At 61.6% G+C, this 18,647-nt stretch carries 14 protein-coding genes; 3 read left to right on the plus strand and 11 right to left on the minus strand.

Annotated features, from left to right (window positions below; all coding sequences use genetic code 11):
* Nucleotides 1-76: 76 nt before the first annotated feature.
* The 5 genes from JMN22_RS18600 to JMN22_RS18620 form a co-directional block, all read right to left on the minus strand.
* Nucleotides 77-2,503: a TonB-dependent siderophore receptor gene (locus JMN22_RS18600; protein WP_202334996.1), complete on the minus strand. Its 2,427-nt coding sequence runs from the start codon at nucleotides 2,501-2,503 to the stop codon at nucleotides 77-79.
* A gap of 221 nt (nucleotides 2,504-2,724) precedes the next feature.
* Nucleotides 2,725-3,699 carry a FecR domain-containing protein gene (locus tag JMN22_RS18605; protein ID WP_198797854.1) on the minus strand — a complete coding sequence of 325 codons (975 nt, stop codon included), beginning with the start codon at nucleotides 3,697-3,699 and terminating at the stop codon, nucleotides 2,725-2,727.
* Nucleotides 3,696-4,214 (minus strand): RNA polymerase sigma factor, encoded by a 519-nt coding sequence (locus JMN22_RS18610; RefSeq protein WP_080628536.1) that lies wholly within the window; start codon nucleotides 4,212-4,214, stop codon nucleotides 3,696-3,698. Before JMN22_RS18610 ends, JMN22_RS18605 begins: the two co-directional genes overlap by 4 nt.
* A 375-nt stretch (nucleotides 4,215-4,589) precedes the next feature.
* Complete coding sequence (locus tag JMN22_RS18615; RefSeq protein WP_198797853.1) at nucleotides 4,590-5,297, minus strand: 3'-5' exonuclease; 708 nt, start codon at nucleotides 5,295-5,297, stop codon at nucleotides 4,590-4,592.
* A complete protein-coding gene (locus JMN22_RS18620) occupies nucleotides 5,294-7,234 on the minus strand; it encodes a putative nucleotidyltransferase substrate binding domain-containing protein (protein WP_198797852.1) in 1,941 nt (646 codons plus the stop codon). Before JMN22_RS18620 ends, JMN22_RS18615 begins: the two co-directional genes overlap by 4 nt.
* Nucleotides 7,235-7,487: 253 nt before the next feature.
* Here JMN22_RS18620 and JMN22_RS18625 point away from each other — a divergent pair, with 253 nt between their 5' ends.
* Entirely contained in the window at nucleotides 7,488-7,934 is a 447-nt protein-coding gene (locus JMN22_RS18625; RefSeq protein WP_030139271.1) for a response regulator, read from the plus strand.
* A 231-nt stretch (nucleotides 7,935-8,165) separates the two neighbouring features.
* Here JMN22_RS18625 and JMN22_RS18630 read toward each other — a convergent pair whose 3' ends face one another.
* A complete protein-coding gene (locus tag JMN22_RS18630; protein ID WP_198797851.1) occupies nucleotides 8,166-10,343 on the minus strand; it encodes a malate synthase G in 2,178 nt (725 codons plus the stop codon).
* Between the two features lie 527 nt (nucleotides 10,344-10,870).
* On the opposite strand from JMN22_RS18630, the gene JMN22_RS18635 reads away from it, so the two are divergent.
* On the plus strand, nucleotides 10,871-11,389 hold the full coding sequence (locus tag JMN22_RS18635; RefSeq protein WP_030139269.1) for a glycine cleavage system protein R: 519 nt from the start codon (nucleotides 10,871-10,873) through the stop codon (nucleotides 11,387-11,389).
* Between the two features lie 216 nt (nucleotides 11,390-11,605).
* Here JMN22_RS18635 and rarD read toward each other — a convergent pair whose 3' ends face one another.
* The 5 genes from rarD to JMN22_RS18660 all read right to left on the minus strand — a co-directional run bounded on the left by rarD (nucleotide 11,606) and on the right by JMN22_RS18660 (nucleotide 17,339).
* On the minus strand, nucleotides 11,606-12,493 hold the full coding sequence (gene rarD / locus JMN22_RS18640) for an EamA family transporter RarD (RefSeq protein ID WP_198797850.1): 888 nt from the start codon (nucleotides 12,491-12,493) through the stop codon (nucleotides 11,606-11,608).
* A gap of 221 nt (nucleotides 12,494-12,714) precedes the next feature.
* A complete protein-coding gene (locus JMN22_RS18645; protein ID WP_030139267.1) occupies nucleotides 12,715-13,689 on the minus strand; it encodes a serine/threonine protein kinase in 975 nt (324 codons plus the stop codon).
* Nucleotides 13,690-13,806: 117 nt separating this feature from the next.
* On the minus strand, nucleotides 13,807-15,708 hold the full coding sequence (locus tag JMN22_RS18650; RefSeq protein ID WP_030139266.1) for a PhoX family protein: 1,902 nt from the start codon (nucleotides 15,706-15,708) through the stop codon (nucleotides 13,807-13,809).
* Nucleotides 15,709-15,775: 67 nt separating this feature from the next.
* Nucleotides 15,776-16,540 carry a TOBE domain-containing protein gene (locus tag JMN22_RS18655; RefSeq protein WP_198797856.1) on the minus strand — a complete coding sequence of 255 codons (765 nt, stop codon included), beginning with the start codon at nucleotides 16,538-16,540 and terminating at the stop codon, nucleotides 15,776-15,778.
* A gap of 58 nt (nucleotides 16,541-16,598) precedes the next feature.
* The gene (locus tag JMN22_RS18660; RefSeq protein ID WP_198797849.1) at nucleotides 16,599-17,339 is read right to left on the minus strand and encodes a ComF family protein; all 741 of its coding nucleotides are present in this window, start codon (nucleotides 17,337-17,339) and stop codon (nucleotides 16,599-16,601) included.
* 90 nt (nucleotides 17,340-17,429) lie between these two features.
* Between JMN22_RS18660 and bioB the strand changes: the two genes are divergently transcribed.
* Nucleotides 17,430-18,485, plus strand: coding sequence for a biotin synthase BioB (gene bioB, locus JMN22_RS18665; RefSeq protein WP_030139263.1), 1,056 nt, complete (start codon nucleotides 17,430-17,432; stop codon nucleotides 18,483-18,485).
* Nucleotides 18,486-18,647: the final 162 nt, after the last annotated feature.

Here is an 18,647-nt window from a genome sequence, read left to right on the forward strand (position 1 = left end):
ACGGTTTTGTGCCCTTACATGAACCGTGTTGCATCCAGCGGGTGCCTCTAAATAGGTTTACGCAAATGCTAACCGTTTACCATTTGTAATTCACGCTGGCGACGACGTTGCGTTGGTCGCCGTAGTAGCAGTAGGAGCCGTCACAAGTGGACAGGTAGTCCTTGTTGAAGAGGTTCTTCGCGTCCACCGCGACCGTGACGCCCTTGAGGGTCTTGTTCAAACGACCGAGGTCGTAATGGGCCGAAGCGTCATACACCGTGTAGGACCCGACATGCCCCCAATCGGTGTTGGTGGTGTTGCCGTAGGTATTGCCGACATAACGCACGCCGGCACCGACGCCAAAACCGTCCAGCGGGCCGTTGTGCCAGGTGTAGTCGGCCCACGCGGTGGCCTGGTGGCGCGGTACCTGGGCCATGCGCTTGCCTTCTTCGGCCGCGGTGCCCTTGGTGATCTCGCTGTCGTTATAGGTGTAGGAACCGATCAGCTTCAGGTTGTCGGTCACGTCGCCGGAGGCTTCCAATTCGACGCCGCGTACGCGAACTTCGCCCACTTGGCGGGTGATGTTGTTTTCGGTGACGGAGTTGTTTTTTTGCGTCAAGTCGAACACCGCGGCGGTCAGCAAGGTCTTGGTGCCGGGTGGCTGGTACTTGATACCCGCTTCGTATTGTTCGCCTTCGGTGGGCTTGAACGCTTGGGTGCTGTTGACGGTAGAACCCGCTGCCGCCTGGAACGATTGCGCGAAGGAAATATAAGGCGTCACGCCGTTATCGAAGACATAGCTCAGCGCCGCGTTGCCGCTGAATTTCTTGTCGCGCAGGGTGTCGGTCGCGTTGTTCTGGTTGTGGAATTCGGTGCTGGTGTGAATCCAGTCTTCACGGCCGCCGAGGGTCAGGCGCCAATTGTCCAGGGCGATCTGGTCCTGGATATACAGGCCAGTCTGGTTGGTCTTCTGGTTATAGTCGTACATGGTGAAGTACTGGACGTTGGAAAAGTCCTGCCCGTAGATCGGGTTGTGGATGTTGCTGTCGGGAACGCCGTTGGAGCCCCAGAGCCATTTTGAATTTGCATTGGAGCGCTGGTGGTCCAGGCCCAGTAGCAAGGTGTGGCTCACTGCTCCGGTCTGGAAGTCGGCTTGAAAGTTGTTATCAACGGCAAACTGGCTGACATCTTCGTTGACGATACCGGCGCTGCGCTTGACTGTCCCGTCGGGACTCACTGCCTGATCAGGTGGGAACGTCCCCGCTGTAATTCCCTGGAACTCGAGATCACTCTTGGTATAGCGCAGGTTCTGGCGGAACTGCCAGGTGTCGTTCAGGCGGGTTTCAAAGGCATAGCCCAACGCGTAATAAGTTCGATCGTAGAATTCCCAGTCCGGATCGCCCAGGTTCTTGTGATGGGAAATCTTGCCCGCCGGCGAGGACAGCTTGGTGCCTTGCAGCGGCAGGAACTGCCCGGTGATGCCGGTATCGTCGCGGGTATATTGCGACAGGAAGGTCAGGCGCGTGTCGTCATTGATATTCCAGGTCAGGCTCGGGGCGATGTTGTAGCGCTTGTCCGGGATGTGATCGACCTGGGCGTTGCTGTCGCGCACGGTGCCGCTGAGTCGATAAAGGAACTGGCCGTCGTCATCGACCTTGCCGGTGCTGTCGAAGTTGATCTGCTTGTGCTCGTAGCTGCCGGCCTGCAATTCGACTTCATGGCTGCTTTCAGATTGTGGGCGACGGCTGACCATGTCGAGCATGCCGCCAGGCGGCGTCTGCCCGTAGACCGAGGAGGCCGGGCCACGCAGCACGGCGATGCGCTCAAGATTCCAGGTTTCGATTTTCGGCGTGACGTAGTTGCCCTTGGGCAGCGGCAGGCCATCGAGGAATTGGGTCGGCACGAAGCCGCGCACCAGCAGCCAATCGTTACGTGAGTCCGAACCGTAGCCGCTGCTCTGCACGCCGGCGGTGTAGCGCAAGGCGTCGTTCAGGTTGAGGACGGAGCGGTCGTCCATCTGCTGGCGCGTGACCACCGAGACCGAGCGCGGCAGCTCGACAATCGGCGTATCGGTCTTGGTGCCGGCGGCGGTGCGGGTAGCGGCGTAGCCCTCGGTCGGTCCCCACGCGGTTTCGCTGACGCCTGCGCCGATCACGCTGGTTTCCGGCAGCATCAGCACTCCTTCAGGCGCGGCCACCAGGCTGAAGGTGCCGGCGCTGCTTTGTTCCAATTGCAGGCCGGTGCCCCGCAAGGCTTCGCGCAGCGCGCCAGTGGCGTCGAACTGACCCTGGACCGGCGCCGACGTCTTGCCGGAAGCCAGGGATGGATCCAGGCTCAGGGCGAGGCCGGCCTGGCTGGCGATCTGGGTCAGGGTGCTGGCCAATGGCGCAGCGGGCAGGTTGTAGGCGCGCAAGCTTGAGGCCTGCTCGGCGGCCAGCAGCGTGGCGCTGGTCAACGGGGCGGCAAGGGCAATGGCAACGGCCAGCAGGCTGGGGCGCAACAGGGTCTCAAGCGGGCGGGACATACGGCGGCTCCTGAATGGAAATATTTCTCAATTGCCTGTGTGCCGGATGAAGTTCGGAAAGTGATAGGGCTGGATGAAAATAATTTAGATTAAGATTGATATCGGTGGCTTTGTGCTGGCATCTATGGCTCCTTCGCGAGCAGGCTCGCTCCCACATTGGAATGCAAACCCTTGTGGGAGCGAGCCTGCTCGCGAAGGGGCCATTACTGGCGCAACATCTTTCAGCGTTTGGCGTCGACCCGTGGCCCCACCATCACCCACCACCGCGTGTGATGCTCGACCTGCACCGGCAAGGTTGGCAGCAGGGCGGTCAGGGCCAGATCGGTATCGTGCAACGGGAAGCTGCCGGTGATCCGCAGGTCAGCCACTTGGGGCTCGACGCCGAGATAACCACGTCGATAGCGCCCCAGCTCCTGGACCAGGTCTTCAAGGCGCGCGTTATCCACCACCAGCATGCCGCGGGTCCAGGCATCGGCGCCGGGCTTCAACGCCAGGGTTGGCCCGAGGCCATTCCGGCGCATCAGCACTTGCTGGCCTTCACGCAGGATCTGTTCTTCATCGGTGGCCTGCGGATGCGCCGCCACCGCGGACTTCAGCACGCTCAGGCGCGTGCCCTGGTCTTCGAGCCTCACTAGGAAACGCGTGCCCAGCGCGCGCATGCTGCCTTCGCGCGTCTCGACGATGAAAGGACGCGGATCGTTGTGGCCGGTTTCCACCAGGATCTCGCCTTCCTGCAGGACGATACGCCGCTGCTTGTCGTCGAAACGTACGTCCAGCGCACTGTGGGTGTTGAGGTTGATCAACGTGCCGTCCGCCAGGCGCAACGTGCGCTGTTCACCCGTGGCGGTACGCTGGTCGGCCAGCCAATAATCCAGTGGCAGGTAACGATCACCGGCGAACAGCGCCAAGCCGATGACCGCGACGATGCTGGCCAGTCCGCTGCCAACCTTGCGCAGGCGTCGGCGGATGCTGACCCGCGATTGCAGCAACACGGCGCGCGCCGGGCCGCTGGCGACGTTGAAGCGCTGGTCTAGCATGCCCAGTTGTTGCCAGGCGCGAGCATGTTCCTCATCGGCGGCATGCCATTGGGCGAATGCTTCGCGGTCCTGACGGCTGCTCGAGTCCAAGGACAACTGCCAGGCGATGGCCGCGTCCAGAACGCGGGCCGAAACCGGTTTTCCGTGGGCCGCGGTCATGTCGGCTCACCATAAAGCGCGATGTAGCACTGCCGCATGCCTTGGGCCAGGTATTGCCGTACCCGTGGAACCGAAACCCCCAGGCGCTCGGCGATTTCAGCGTGGCCGAGGCCGTCGAGGCGGTTATAGAAGAAGGCTGCGCGGGCCTTGCTGGACAACTTGCCCAACAGGCGATCGATGTTCTTGAGATCTTCGAGGATGAGTTGTTGCTCTTCTACTGATGGTTGCTCGTCTTCTGGAATCAGCATCAGTTCGGTCAGGTAGGCCTGTTCGAGGGCGGCCCGACGGAAGTAGTCGAACAACAGCCCCTTGGCGATCGCCACAAGGAATGCACGAGGTTCCCGGGGCGCCTTCAATTCCTCGCGACCCAGCAAGCGCACAAACGTGTCCTGGCTCAGGTCCTCGGCCCGCTGCGCGCAGGCCACGTTGCGCCGTAGCCATGCCAATAGCCAGCCGCGATGGTCACGGTACAACGCACCAACCAAATCACTATGAGGAGTAGTGCCCGGTCTCACAAGTACCGTTCCTTTTTGACGGTGTCTGCTGCCGTCATGCTGTGTTGCCGCTCCTCGCCATAGCGGGCTATGACTCGTCGCGGCGCCTTGCCTGACGACAGCAGCCACTCGTCAAAAAAGGGACGGTACTTGTGAGACCGGACACTAGGGACTGACGACACGGAACATCACCGACGTTTTAAGTAACGAGAATTGTTCGCGATTGTGGCAGAGGCGGGGGAGGGAAAGCAATTGGCGCTGGTCGGGGTATGCAATACCCCTGTGGGAGCGAGCTTGCTCGCGATAGCGGTGGGGCAGTCGCATTGGGGGGACTGATGCTGCGCCATCGCGAGCAAGCTCGCTCCCACAAGGGCTAGGTGTCCTCAAGGTCTTGGATTAAAGCGAAGGCGCCTGCTGCCGCCGCTTCCATTGTCCCAGGCGCTGTTGCAGGGCGAGGGGGCTGTGGATGTCCTGTTGACCAGCGCGACTGAACAGGATCAAAGCCAGCTCCGCCGTGGCCAAGGCGTCGGCGCTGGCGTTGTGGCGTTCGAAGACTTGCAGCTTGAACCAGTCGATCCATTCGTCCAGGCCGGACTTGCGCAGGTTGGCTTGCGGGCAAAGCATCGGCGCCAGGTCGGCCACGTCCAGGAATGGATGCTGGAGTCGGTAGCCCAGGTAATCTTTCGTGGCGCGCCCGAGCATGTGGGAATCGAATGGCGCATGAAACGCCAGCAGCGGACTGTCGCCGACGAATTCCATGAACGCCAGCAGGGCTTCGGCCGGGTCGCTGCCAGCGGCGATGGCACTCGGCGCCAGGCCGTGGATCAGCACGCTTGGCCCGAGCTTCTGCTTGTCGCATTGCAAGGTCCGCTCGAATTGCTGGCTGAAGTCGATGGCACCGTCTTCGATCACCACGGCGCCGATGGACAACACCTGGTCTTTGTTCAGGTTAAGGCCGGTGGTTTCCAGGTCGACCACCACCCAACGCTGTTTCCGCAAGGTGCATTCAGCCAATGGGGCGGGGGCGGGCAGGTTGGCCAGGCGTTGCTGCAAGGCGTCGCCAAGCGTTGGCTGGACCGGGCGCAGCCAGGAAAACAGGCTCACAGTTGATACCTCAACGTCAGGCTGCTCTGCAGGCGTTGGGCCTGGCGCAAGGATTCGCGCAGGATCCGCCGGTCCAGATGATTGAGGCTGTCGGGGTCGACACGGTTGGAATAGGGCAGGTTTTCCCGGGTCTGCAATTGATGTTGCTGCATCCGGGTCTGCTGGATGAAGTGGTAGGCCTCTTCATAAGCCGCGCCGTCCAGCGGTTCGATGACTTCCTTGACGACCAGTTGCCGCAAGCGTTCGAGGGTGTTGTTGGCCTCGATGCCGTTGGCCAATGCCAGCAATCGAGCGCCGTCGACGAAAGGCGTCAGGCCTTGCACCTTCAGGTCGAGGGTGGCTTTTTCGCCGTTCTTCCTGCTCAGCACGAAATCCCGGAAGCGTCCAACGGGCGGGCGATGGCGAAGGGCATTCTCGGCCATCATGCGCTGGAACAAGCGGTTGTCGGCCACTTGATCGAGAATCTGCTGGCGCAGTTGCTCGCAGCCTTGCTCGTCGCCCCAGACCACTCGCAGATCGAAATAGATGCTCGAACCCAGCAGGTTCTCGGGCGTCGCTTCGCGAATGAAGGCCGCGAAGCGCCGTGCCCATTCAGCTCGGGATAGGCACAGCTCGGGGTTGCCGGCCATGATGTTGCCTTTGCACAACGTGAAGCCGCACAGCGCCAGGCTCTGGTTGATCTGTTGGGCGATGGGCAGCAGCAGGCCACGGACCTGCGCAGCGTGGGCGGCATCGCGGGCTTCGAAAAGAATGCCGTTGTCCTGGTCGGTGTGCAGGGTCTGCTCGCGGCGGCCTTCGCTGCCGAAACACAGCCAACTGAACGGCACGCCCGGGTCGCCTTTGTCGGCCAAGGTCAACTCGATGACCCGGCACACGGTGTGGTCGTTGAGCAAGGTGATGATGTGGGTGATCTGCGTTGAGGACGCGCCGTGGGCCAGCATGCGCTCCACCAGTTGGCCGATCTCGCCGCGCAGCGTCACCAGGTTTTCCACCCGGGGGGCGTTGCGAATCGTCCGGGCCAGGTGCACCAGGTCGACGCGTTGGAGGGAAAACAGATCCCGCTCCGACACCACGCCACACAGGCGCTGGTCCTTGACCAGGCAGACATGGGCGATGTGGCGCTCGGTCATGGCGATGGCCGCGTCGAAGGCGCTGTGGTCCGGTGACAGGAAAAACGGCGCCTGGGTCATGTGCATTGCGATCGACTCGGAAAAATCCCCGCTGCCGTCGGCCACGACTTGCCGCAAGTCGCGCAGGGTAAATATCCCCATCGGCGCTTTATGTTCATTGACCACGACGATGCTGCCGACCTGTTGGTCGTGCATCAGCTTCACGGCCTCGCGCAGCGGCGTTTCAGGGCTGCAACTGACCGGGTGACGCATCGCCAGCTCACCCAGGCGCGTATTGAGGGAATATTGCGTGCCCAGGGTCTGCGCGGATTTTTGCTGCACTTGCTGGTTGACCTGGTCGAGCAGGCTGCTGACCCCTCGCAGGGCGAAATCGCGAAACGGGCCGGACAGGGCGAACAGCTTGATGAAGGCCAGCTTGTTCAACTGCAGGCAGAACGTATCTTCACCGGCCCGATGCTCGGTGCGGGTGGCTCGCTCGCCCAACAGCGCGGCGAGGGGAAAACATTCGCCCGTGGTGATTTCAAAAGTGGTCTCGGTGCCGCCCTTCGCTGAATGGGGACGTTCGCCCACCACGCGGCCTTGCTTGACGATATAGAAGTGCTCTACCGGACCGTCGGCCGGCTTGATGATCGTTTCGCCCGGCGCGTAGAAACGCAGCAGGCATTGCTCCACCAGATAGGCCAGGTGGGCGTTTTCCATTTGGTTGAACGGGGGGAAGCGTTGCAGGAACTGCAAAGTGCCCTGGATGTTCTGCAACACCGCGGTTTTCCCTGCCTGGATAAAGGCGTCCGCTTTTTTCATCACCATGGCGCAATCTTTTTCGATTTGTTGTGGTCGGATCTGTTCGCCATGGTCGGCCTCTGAACGTGGAGTGCCCATTGGACGTAAGTCTAGGTCGCCACTATCAGGCCGGAACTACAGAAATATCCTACGCTTCGCCTCGGAAAATTCTTCCTCGAATGCTCTTGGAAAAAAATCCGACGAAGTGCACATTGAAGCGCCGCAGAACGATGTCTGACCACTGTGCCAGGGGATCGATTCAAGGAACGTAGAGAGCATCATGTCCGACCACGATATTTTGAGTGACGCCGAGCGCGAGGCGCTGAGTGCCGTCATGCTGGAACCCGACCTGCCGCCGCAGCGTGTATTGATCGTCGATGACGACAAGGACGCCCGCGAGCTGCTGTCGGAGATCCTGGCATTGGACGGCATCCGCTGCATGACCGCCGCCAGTGGCGAAACCGCACTCAAGATGCTGGAGACCAAGCCGTCCATTGGCCTGCTCATCACCGACCTGCGCATGGGCAACGTCGATGGCCTGGAACTGGTGCGCCTGGTGCGTGAGTCGGAGCGGGCCGCGTTGCCGATCATCATCGTGTCGGGCGACGCCGATGTGAAGGACGCCATCGAAGCCATGCACCTGAGCGTGGTGGATTTCCTGCTCAAGCCGATCGACACCGAAAAGCTGCTGGGGTTGGTCAAGCATGAGTTGGGGATGGATCTTTAGCCCATCTTCTTCAATCGTGCCGAAGTGCTTTTGTGGCGAGGGAGCTTGCTCCCGCTGGGCTGCGAAGCAGACCCTTTTCCAGACCTGGGAATCTCCATTGAGCTGTATCGCGGTCGCTGCGCAACCGAGCGGGAGCAAGCTCCCTCGCTACAAAGGCTGTCAGGTGTTGCAAATGAAAAAGCCCTGATCGAGAGATCAGGGCTTTTTTGTGATGCGCTCTCTACCGCTCAATCACAACCCATTGGCGGCCTTGAACTCGCGACGACGACGGTGCAGCACCGGCTCGGTGTAGCCATTCGGCTGCTTGGTGCCTTCGACCACCAACTCGACCGCCGCCTGGAAGGCGATGTTGCTGTCGAAATCTGGCGCCAGCGGGCGGTACAGCGGGTCGCTGGCGTTCTGGCGGTCGACCACCGGCGCCATGCGCTTGAGGCTTTCCATCACCTGATCTTGCGTGACGATGCCGTGGCGCAGCCAGTTGGCGATGTGCTGGCTGGAAATACGCAGCGTCGCCCGGTCTTCCATCAGGCCGATATCGTTGATGTCCGGCACCTTGGAACAGCCGACGCCCTGGTCGATCCAACGTACCACGTAACCGAGGATGCCCTGGGCGTTGTTGTCCAGTTCGTTCTTGATCTGCTCCGGCGTCCAGCTCGGGTTGACGGCCAGTGGGATGGTCAGGATGTCGTCCACCGAAGCGCGGGCGCGCTTGGCCAGTTCGGCCTGGCGGGCGAACACGTCGACCTTGTGGTAATGCAGCGCGTGCAGCGCGGCGGCGGTCGGCGACGGTACCCACGCGGTGTTGGCGCCGGCCATTGGGTGAGCGATTTTCTGTTCGAGCATCGCCGCCATCAGGTCGGGCATCGCCCACATGCCCTTGCCGATTTGCGCGCGACCTTGCAGGCCGGTGCTCAAGCCGATGTCGACGTTCCAGTTTTCATACGCGCCGATCCACTTCTCGGCCTTCATGTCGGCCTTGCGCACCATCGGGCCGGCTTCCATGGAGGTGTGGATTTCATCGCCGGTGCGGTCGAGGAAACCGGTATTGATGAACACCACGCGCTCGCTGGCTGCCTTGATGCAGGCCTTGAGGTTGACCGTGGTACGGCGCTCCTCGTCCATGATCCCGACCTTGAGGGTGTTGCGCGGCAGGTTCAGCACGTCCTCGACGCGACCGAACAGCTCGTTGGTGAACGCGGCTTCTTCCGGGCCGTGCATCTTCGGCTTGACGATGTACACCGAGCCGGTGCGGCTGTTGCGGCGCGAGGTGTTGCCGTTGAGGCTGTGGATCGCTGCCAGGCTGGTGACCAGGCCGTCGAGGATACCTTCCGGCACTTCGTTGCCGTCCTTGTCCAGGATCGCGTCGATGGTCATCAGGTGGCCAACGTTGCGCACGAACAGCAGCGAGCGACCGTGCAGGGTTACGCTCGAACCGTCTGCGGCGGTGTAGACGCGGTCCGGGTTCATGGTCCGGGTGAAGGTCTGGCCGCCCTTGGCGACTTCTTCCGACAAATCACCCTTCATCAAGCCAAGCCAGTTGCGGTAGATCACCACTTTGTCATCGGCATCGACGGCGGCGACCGAGTCTTCGCAGTCCATGATAGTGGTCAGCGCCGCTTCCATCAGGATGTCTTTGACGCCGGCGGCATCGGTCTGGCCGACCGGGGTGCTGGCGTCGATCTGGATTTCGAAGTGCAGGCCGTTGTGTTTCAGCAGCACCGCGGTCGGTGCCGAGGCATCGCCCTGGAAGCCGATCAGTTGGGCATCATCGCGCAGGCCGCTGTTGCTGCCGCCCTTGAGGGTGACCACCAGTTTGCCGTCGACGATTTTGTAGGCGGTGGAGTCAACGTGGGAGCCGGCGGCCAGCGGGGCTGCTTCGTCGAGGAAGGCACGGGCGAAGGCGATGACCTTGTCACCGCGGACCTTGTTGTAGCCTTTGCCTTTTTCCGCGCCATCGGCCTCGCTGATGGCATCGGTGCCGTACAGCGCGTCATACAGCGAACCCCAGCGGGCGTTCGAGGCGTTGAGGGCGAAGCGGGCGTTCATCACCGGCACCACCAGTTGCGGGCCGGCCATGCGGGCGATTTCGTCATCGACGTTTTGGGTCGTGGCCTGGAAGTCCGCCGCTTCTGGCAGCAGGTATCCAACGTCTTGCAGGAAGGCTTTGTAAGCCACGGCGTCGTGGGCCTGGCCGGCACGTGCCTGGTGCCAGGCGTCGATCCGCGCCTGGAAATCGTCGCGTTTGGCGAGTAGGGCTTTGTTCTTCGGAGCCAGGTCATGAATGACCTTGTCGGCGCCGGCCCAGAATGCGTCGGCGGTGAGGCCGGTTCCGGGAATGGCTTCGTTATTCACGAAGTCGAACAGGACTTTGGCGACCTGCAGGCCACCGACTTGAACGTGTTCAGTCATTGCTTGCCTCACTCTGCTCAGCTATTTCGCTTTTCAGCTCTTCGATTTTGACAATGAAGCCTCGGGACATTTAAACCACAAACCCCTGAACCAGTACATGCCATCGCTGGCGGCTGGGTGATCAAGCCTTGCTGACGGGGCTTTACAGGGATGCGACCGGCCTGGGCAGACATCGGTGGAACATCTCGCAGTACGATTATGTAGTGCGCGCTGCGGCATACTACATGATCAATTGCGCTTGTGAAAATTAGACTAATTGCGTCGTTCTGCGACCGACTAAAGCAGTACAGTCACAGCGCGGAACGGAATGTTCTCAAAAAACAGATGGATTGTTCCAGATAAATCTACAGTTCGTACACATGTCCGTGGCGAGGGAGCTTGCTCCCGCTTCAGTGCGCAGCACTGATACAAACATTCTGGGACCGCTACGCGGTCCAGCGGGAGCAAGCTCCCTCGCCACAAAAGCGTGACCGTACTGATTGTCTCTCTTGCCTATACTGTCCCTTCCCCAACAAGAGGACTGCGCCATGGACCACCTCGTCATCACTGTTTTCGCCCCGGACAAACCCGGGCAGGTCGAGCGCATCGCCGATTGCATCGCCGCGCATGGCGGTAACTGGCTGGAAAGCCGCATGTCGCACTTGGCCGGGCAATTCGCCGGGATCCTGCGCCTCAGCGCCCCGGCCGAGGCCCATGAAGAATTGATCGAAGCCTTGCAGGGATTGTCGGTCCACGGCATTCGCGTGTTGATCGCGGAAAGCGCCGTTGAAGAGTCCTGCACCTGGAAACCCATTGCCATGGAGTTGGTGGGCAATGATCGTCCTGGCATCGTGCGGGATATCACCCGCTTGTTGAGCGAGCAGGGCGTCAATGTCGAGCGTCTGGTGACCCACGTCCGGCCAGCGCCCATGAGCAGTGAGTTGCTGTTTCATGCCGAGGCGATTCTCGGGGTGCCCCTGACCCTGTCGCTGGAAACACTGCAGGAACGCCTGGAGACCTTGGCCGATGAGTTGATGGTTGAGCTGAAACTCAGCGACGAAGCCTGACAAGGTTATCCAAGGAAAAACTGCGCCTGCCTGTGGATAACCTGTAGAAACCCGGCCCCAGCCCAAGCCCGCCGGGGCTCAGCGGTCGATGATCAAAAAACCACCAGTTTTCAAGGGCTTGTGCACAAACGGCGGGGATCACGCTGTGGATAACCTTGGGAAGGAAACGCGCAGGCCACGCCGGACGTGGCCTGTAGAAGGTTGTGCGTTTTTTGATCAGTTGCGCCGACGCATGCTGATCACGGCATCGATGCTGTACACCGCCAGTCCGGCCCAGATAAAGATGAACGCCACCAACGTGCTGGACGACAGATGCTCACCGAACAGCAGCACTGCGAGCAGGAGCACGAGCGTCGGGGCGATGTACTGCAAGAAACCCAGCGTGGTGTAAGGCAAATGCCGCGCCGCGGCGTTGAAGCACACCAGTGGGACCAGCGTCACCGGGCCGGCCGCCACCAGCCACCAGGCTTCGGAGGTGGTCCAGAACGCGGCTTGGGCGCTGGTGGCCGATGGATTGAACAGCAACCAGGCGATGGCGATCGGCACCAGCATCCAGGTTTCCACCACCAGCCCGGGCAAGGCCTTGACCGGCGCCTGCTTGCGGATCAATCCGTAGAAGCCAAACGTCAGCGCCAGTGCCAGCGACACCCACGGCAGGCTGCCCACTTGCCAGACCTGCTGGGCCACGCCGACTGCCGCCAACCCCACCGCCAGCCACTGCATGCGGCGCAGGCGCTCGCCGAGGATCAGCATGCCCAGCAATACGTTGATCAGCGGATTGATGTAGTAGCCCAGGCTGGCTTCGAGCATCCTCCCGTTGTTTACCGCCCAGACGTAGGTCAGCCAGTTGGCCGCGATCAACGTGCCGCTCAAGGCCAGGATCGCCAGGCGACGCGGATTGTCCCGCAACTCGCGCCACCAGCCTGGGTGTTTCCAGACCATCAGTAACGCCGCACCGAACAGGGCGGACCACAGCACCCGGTGGATAATGATTTCCACCGACGGCACGCTGGCGATGGCTTTGAAATAGATCGGGAACAGACCCCAGATGATGTAGGCACTCAGGCCCAGGATGTACCCGCGACGCGGGTTGGCGGCTTGCATGCAGAATCCTTGCTTAGGCAGCTAACAAAGGAGTGATTGTAAGGAGATTTGTCTGGTTGTGCTGTGAACCTTTGTGAGCGTTCCACTGCGAACCCTGTGTGGGAGCGGGCTTGCTCGCGAAGGCGGCTGCACATTCAACATCCATGCAAGCTGATCCACCGCTTTCGCGAGCAAGCCCGCTCCCACAGGGGATTCGCAGTGACTGGTGGAACCCAATCCAATCAAAAAAGCTTCAACGGCTCTTCATTGAGCGCCGCCAATTGCTCGCGCAACGCCAATATCTGGTCGCCCCAGTAACGCTCACTGCCAAACCACGGGAAACTCCGCGGAAACGCAGGGTCGTCCCAGCGGCGGGCCAGCCAGGCGCTGTAGTGCATCAGGCGCAGGGCTCGCAGAGGTTCGATCAGTGCCAATTCCCGCGGATCGAAATCGTGGAATTCCTGATAACCGTCCATCAACTCCGACAGCTGGCCCAGGCATTCCTGGCGGTCCCCTGCAAGCATCATCCACAGATCCTGCACCGCCGGCCCCATGCGGCAATCGTCCAGGTCGACGATGTGGAACACCTCGTCGCGGCACATCATGTTGCCGGGATGGCAGTCGCCGTGCATGCGGATGTTCTGGTGGGGCGTGGCGGCGTAGGCATCCTCGACGCGCTTGAGCAAGTCCCTGGCAACCGATTCGTAGGCCGGCAGCAGGCTACGAGGGACGAAGCCGCTTTGCAGCACAGTGTCCAGCGAGTCGTGGCCGAAATTCTTCACGCCCAGCGCTTCACGGTGTTCGAACGGACGGGTCGCGCCGATCGCGTGCAGGCGCCCGAGCAACTGGCCCAGGCGATAAAGCTGATCGAGATTGCCTGGCTCCGGCGCGCGGCCGCCGCGGCGGGGAAACAGGGTGAAACGAAACCCGGCATGTTCGTGCAGGCTGGCGCCGTTATGGATCAACGGCGCCACCACCGGCACTTCACGGTCGGCCAGTTCGAAGGTGAATTGGTGTTCTTCCAGAATGGCTTCGTTGGTCCAGCGCTGGGGGCGATAGAACTTGGCGATCAGCGGCTCGGCGTCTTCGATGCCGACCTGATAGACGCGGTTTTCGTAACTGTTGAGGGCCAGCACGCGGGCGTCGCTGAGAAAGCCGATGCTTTCAACGGCATCGAGCACCAGGTCGGGCGTGAGGGTTTCGAACGGATGGGACATGCTGACTCCTGCGCAGCGGCAGGGCTGCCGCGTCCGGCCCAGCATGGTAGCGCAAAGCAGTCGGGATTGATCGTTGAGACTTTGTGGCGAGGGAGCAAGCTCCCTCGCCACAAAGTGTCAGGCGCCGATGACGCCGCCGTCTTCGCGGGTAATCACCATCACCGAAGACCGCGGCTTGCCATTGGGCAGGTGCTCGGGGAAGGTCGAACCGCCGTTTTCACCCGGGTGCTGAATGCCCACGAAAAGGGCCTTCTGGTCCGGTGCAAAACTGATCCCGGTCACTTCACAGCCCACCGGCCCGACCATGAAGCGGCGGATTTCGCCACTGTCGGGGTCGGCGCAGAGCATCTGGTTGTTGCCCATGCCGGCGAAGTCCCCGGCGTTGCTGGAGTCGCCGTCGGTGAGGATCCATAGCCGGCCGGCCTTGTCGAAGCCCAGGCCGTCGGGGCTATTGAACATGTTCTGTGCAGTGACGTTGGACGACCCGGCTTTCGGGGTGCCGGCATGTACCGTCGGGTTGCCCGCGACCACGAACAGGTCCCACTCGAAGGTGTTGGAGGCGTGGTCGTCGCGGTCGGTGCGCCAGCGCAGGATCTGCCCGTAGACGTTCTTGGCCCGTGGGTTTGGCCCGTCCACCGGTTGGCCGTCTTCGCCGCGCTTGGCGTTGTTGGTCAGGGTGCAATAGACCTGGCCGTCTTTCGGGCTGACCACGATCCACTCAGGGCGGTCCATGCGAGTCGCGCCCACGGCACTGCCGGCCAGGCGCGCGTGGATCAGCACCTCGGCCTGGCCATTGAAGCCCTTGCTGGCGTCGAGGCCGTTCTTGCCGTGGCTCAGCTCGATCCACTGGCCCTTGCCTTTCGGATGGTCCGGGTTGCCATCGCCGGCGTCGAAGCGCGCCACGTACAGGGTGCCATGGTCCAGCAAGTCGCGGTTGGCCTTGGCGTTGCGGTGGTCGATGCGATCCCGGCTGACGAATTTGTAGATGAATTCGCCGCGTTCGTCGTCGCCCATGTACACCACGGCGCGACCGTCATGGGTTTGTGCGAGGGCGGCGTTTTCGTGTTTGAAACGGCCCAGGGCCGTGCGTTTCACCGGAGTGGATTTTGGGTCGAATGGATCGATTTCCACCACCCAGCCATGGCGATTGAGTTCGTTGGGGTTCTTCGCCAGGTCGAAGCGCGGGTCATGCGGGTGCCAGTTGATCTCGCGGCTGGTGACGGTGGCGCCGTAGCGCTTTTGCGCGTCATCGAATTTCAGGTCGGCCTTGCTGCTGCCGAAGCAGTCGGTGAAGTTTTCTTCACAGGTCAGGTAAGTGCCCCACGGCGTCATGCCATTGGCGCAGTTCTGGAAGGTGCCCAGCACTTTCTTGCCGCTTTTGTCGGCACTGGTTTTCACCCAGTCGTGACCGGCAGCCGGGCCGCTCAGGCGAATCGGCGTGTTGCCATGGATCCGGCGGTTGTAGCGAGAATCCTGGACGAACTGCCATTGACCGCGACGACGTTCGATCTCGATCACCGACACGCCTTCGCAGGCCTGGGCCTTGTGCACTTCTTCGGCCGACTGCGGCTGACCGCCATGGGGGAAGAGATAGCGATAATTGGTGTATTCGTTGTTGATTGCCATCAACGCACGGTTTTCGTCCCCTGGCATTGGGAACAGGCTCATGCCGTCGTTGTTGTCGCCAAATTGCACTTCCTGCGCGCGGGCGGTGCCGTTGCCGCTGGGGTCGAATGCCGGTGCGTTTTTTTGCAGTGGCTGGCCCCAACTGATCAACACCGAGGCTTTGTAGCCTGGCGGAAGCGTAATGGTGTCTGTCGTCGCGGCGGCGATGCCGTCGAAGCCCAGCATGCGTTTGTTGCCTTCGCTCACGGCGGCGGCCATGACGCTGCGGCTCAGCAGGTTGCCGCCCAGGAACATCGCTGCACCGCATAGGGCGCCGGCACCAATGAAGCGGCGACGGCTCAAGCCGACGATGTTTTCCAGGTCGGTGGATTGGTTATCTTCTAATAGGCTCATCATCAGGCTCCCTGCTGGTTTTGGCAGTCACCTTAAAGCGGGTCGATGAAGCTTTTGTTTCAGTGGGCTACAACGGTGTGCCCAGCAACACATTCGACGGCGAAAAACACACTTGCACCGGTGAGCCGGCGTCAAGGTTTCGCTCTCTGAGCGGCGATGGATCAGCCAGGGCACACAAGGTCTGGCCATTGGGCAGGCCGATGCGCACCTCGCTGGGGCCGTTTTCGGCGGCGGCGATGTCTTCGATTACCCCGCGCAGCGTATTGACCCCCGGATGCTCTGGCTGATCAGCGGGGTACAGCTCCAGCCAGCCGGCCTTGATCAAGGCGACCACTTCGGTACCGGTTTCCAGTTCCAGGCGCAACGTGCTGTCGTGGGTGATCTGCGTGTCGATGACCAGGCCGCGCGCCAGCTCCACGCGCACCCGGTCGTTGTGACCTTGGGCGTCGATGCCGAGGACTTTGCCATGCAACTGGTTCCGGGCACTGGTGCGCAGCATCAGTCGGCTGAGCAGCCCCAGGTCCCCTGCGTCCTCGCTCGCTTCCAGCAGTTGCGCCTGCAAGGTTTGCAAGCGCTGATAGAGGCGCAGGACACGTTGGCCTTCCTCCGACAGTTTTGCGCCACCACCGCCCTTGCCACCCACGCTGCGTACGACCAGCGGTTGGTCCGCCAGGTTGTTCAGTTCGTCAATCGCGTCCCATGCGGCCTTGTAGCTCAGGCCCGCGCTCTTGGCGGCGCGGGTGATCGAGCCCTGTTCGGCGATGTGCTGCAACAGGGCGATGCGCTGTGGTCGGCGGACGATGTGCTGGGTCAGGAGCGTAGGCAATGACATGACGAAAACTGCGCGCATGGATTTGATGCCCGGACGTTGGCGCCTCGGCGGCGGCGCGTCAAGCGGGGTCGCCGGGTTTTGGCGTGCGGGCCAGGCAATACACATCGACCCGGGCGGCGCCAGCATCGAGTAACAGGCGTGCTAGCGTCTGGGCCGTGGCACCCGTGGTGAGAACATCGTCCACCAGGGCCAAGTGGCGGTTCATCAATAAAGCGTCAGGTGCCAGGGCAAAGGCTTGGCGAAGATTGCGACGTCGCGCCCGGGCATCAAGGGCCTGTTGCGCGGGGGTGTCCTGGACGCGCAGCAGCAGATTCTCGTCGCAAGGAATCTGCAACGGCTCGCTGAGCCAGCGGGCCAGCAGCGCCGCCTGGTTGAAACCGCGCTGCCGGAGGCGTCGAGCCGCCAGTGGCACCGGCACCAGCGCGTCGGGACGCTCCAGCCCTTCATCAAAATGATGTTGGATCGACTGCGCCAACAGTTCGCCGAGTAAGCGCCCAAGCGGCCACTTCGCCTGATGCTTGAAGCGGGTGACCAGCGTGTCCACCGGGAAGTCATAGATCCACGGCGCCACGACCCGTTCGAAAGCCGGCGGTCGCGTGGCGCATTGTCCGCAGCGGAGCCCTGACATGGGCAGCGGAAGCGCGCAGACATTGCATTGATAGCCAAGCCAGGGCAACTCACTTTCACAAGGCGTGCAGATTGGCTGCGGTGTGTCCGTGGGTTCGCCGCATAACAGACAGGATTGTTTGTTTTTTAACCAGATGTAAACCGGCCATTTGTATCGAGGTTGACAGCGCATGACACTTCCTTAAATATGCCGAACATCCGTGTCGCGCCTGTGGGTATTGAGTGTCCCAGGCGCCAGCCAAGCATAATCAAGGAAATGCCCATGAGCGCCAGCACCACTGCCAACCTGCGTCATGACTGGTCTTTGGCCGAAGTCAAAGCACTCTTCGTCCAGCCATTCAACGACCTGCTTTTCCAGGCGCAGACCGTGCACCGCGCGCACTTCGACGCCAACCGCGTCCAGGTTTCCACGCTGCTGTCGATCAAGACCGGCGCTTGCCCGGAAGATTGCAAATATTGTCCACAGTCCGGCCACTACAACACCGGGCTGGAAAAAGAGAAATTGCTGGAAGTGCAGAAGGTCCTCGAAGAGGCGGCTCGGGCCAAGGCCATCGGTTCGACCCGATTCTGCATGGGCGCGGCGTGGAAGCACCCGTCGGCCAAGGACATGCCTTACGTGCTGGAGATGGTCAAGGGTGTGAAGGCCATGGGCCTGGAGACCTGCATGACCCTGGGCCGCCTCGACCAGGAACAGACCGAAGCGCTGGCCCAGGCCGGCCTGGATTACTACAACCACAACCTCGATACCTCGCCGGAGTTCTACGGCAGCATCATCACCACCCGCACCTACAGCGAGCGCCTGCAGACCCTGGCCTACGTGCGTGATTCTGGGATGAAGATCTGCTCCGGTGGCATCCTCGGCATGGGCGAATCCCTGGACGACCGCGCCAACCTGCTGATCCAACTGGCAAACCTGCCGGAGCACCCGGAGTCGGTGCCGATCAACATGCTGGTGAAAGTCGCGGGCACGCCGCTGGAGAATGCCGAGGATGTCGATCCGTTCGATTTCATCCGCATGCTGGCCGTGGCGCGGATCCTCATGCCGACATCCCACGTGCGCTTGTCCGCCGGCCGCGAAGCGATGAACGAGCAAATGCAGGCCCTGGCGTTTTTCGCCGGCGCGAACTCGATCTTCTACGGCGACAAGCTGCTGACCACCGCCAACCCGCAGGCTGACAAGGACATGCAACTGTTCGCGCGCCTGGGCATCCAGCCGGAAGCCCGTGAAGAACATGCCGATGAAGTGCACCAGGCGGCCATTGAACAGGCGCTGGTGGAGCAGAAGAGCAGCGAGCAGTTCTATAACGCCGCTGTTTGATCACGCACCGATTCCCTGATTGGAATGCAAGACCCTGTGGGAGCGAGCTTGCTCGCGATGGCGATGGAACATTCAACATTTATGTCGACTGGCTCACCGCTATCGCGAGCAAGCTCGCTCCCACAAGGGGCTTTGGCCAGTCTTTAAACAGTTGAGGCCAGC

Origin of the sequence: Pseudomonas sp. HB05 (assembly GCF_016756915.1) — a bacterium.
Lineage (GTDB): Bacteria > Pseudomonadota > Gammaproteobacteria > Pseudomonadales > Pseudomonadaceae > Aquipseudomonas > Aquipseudomonas alvandae.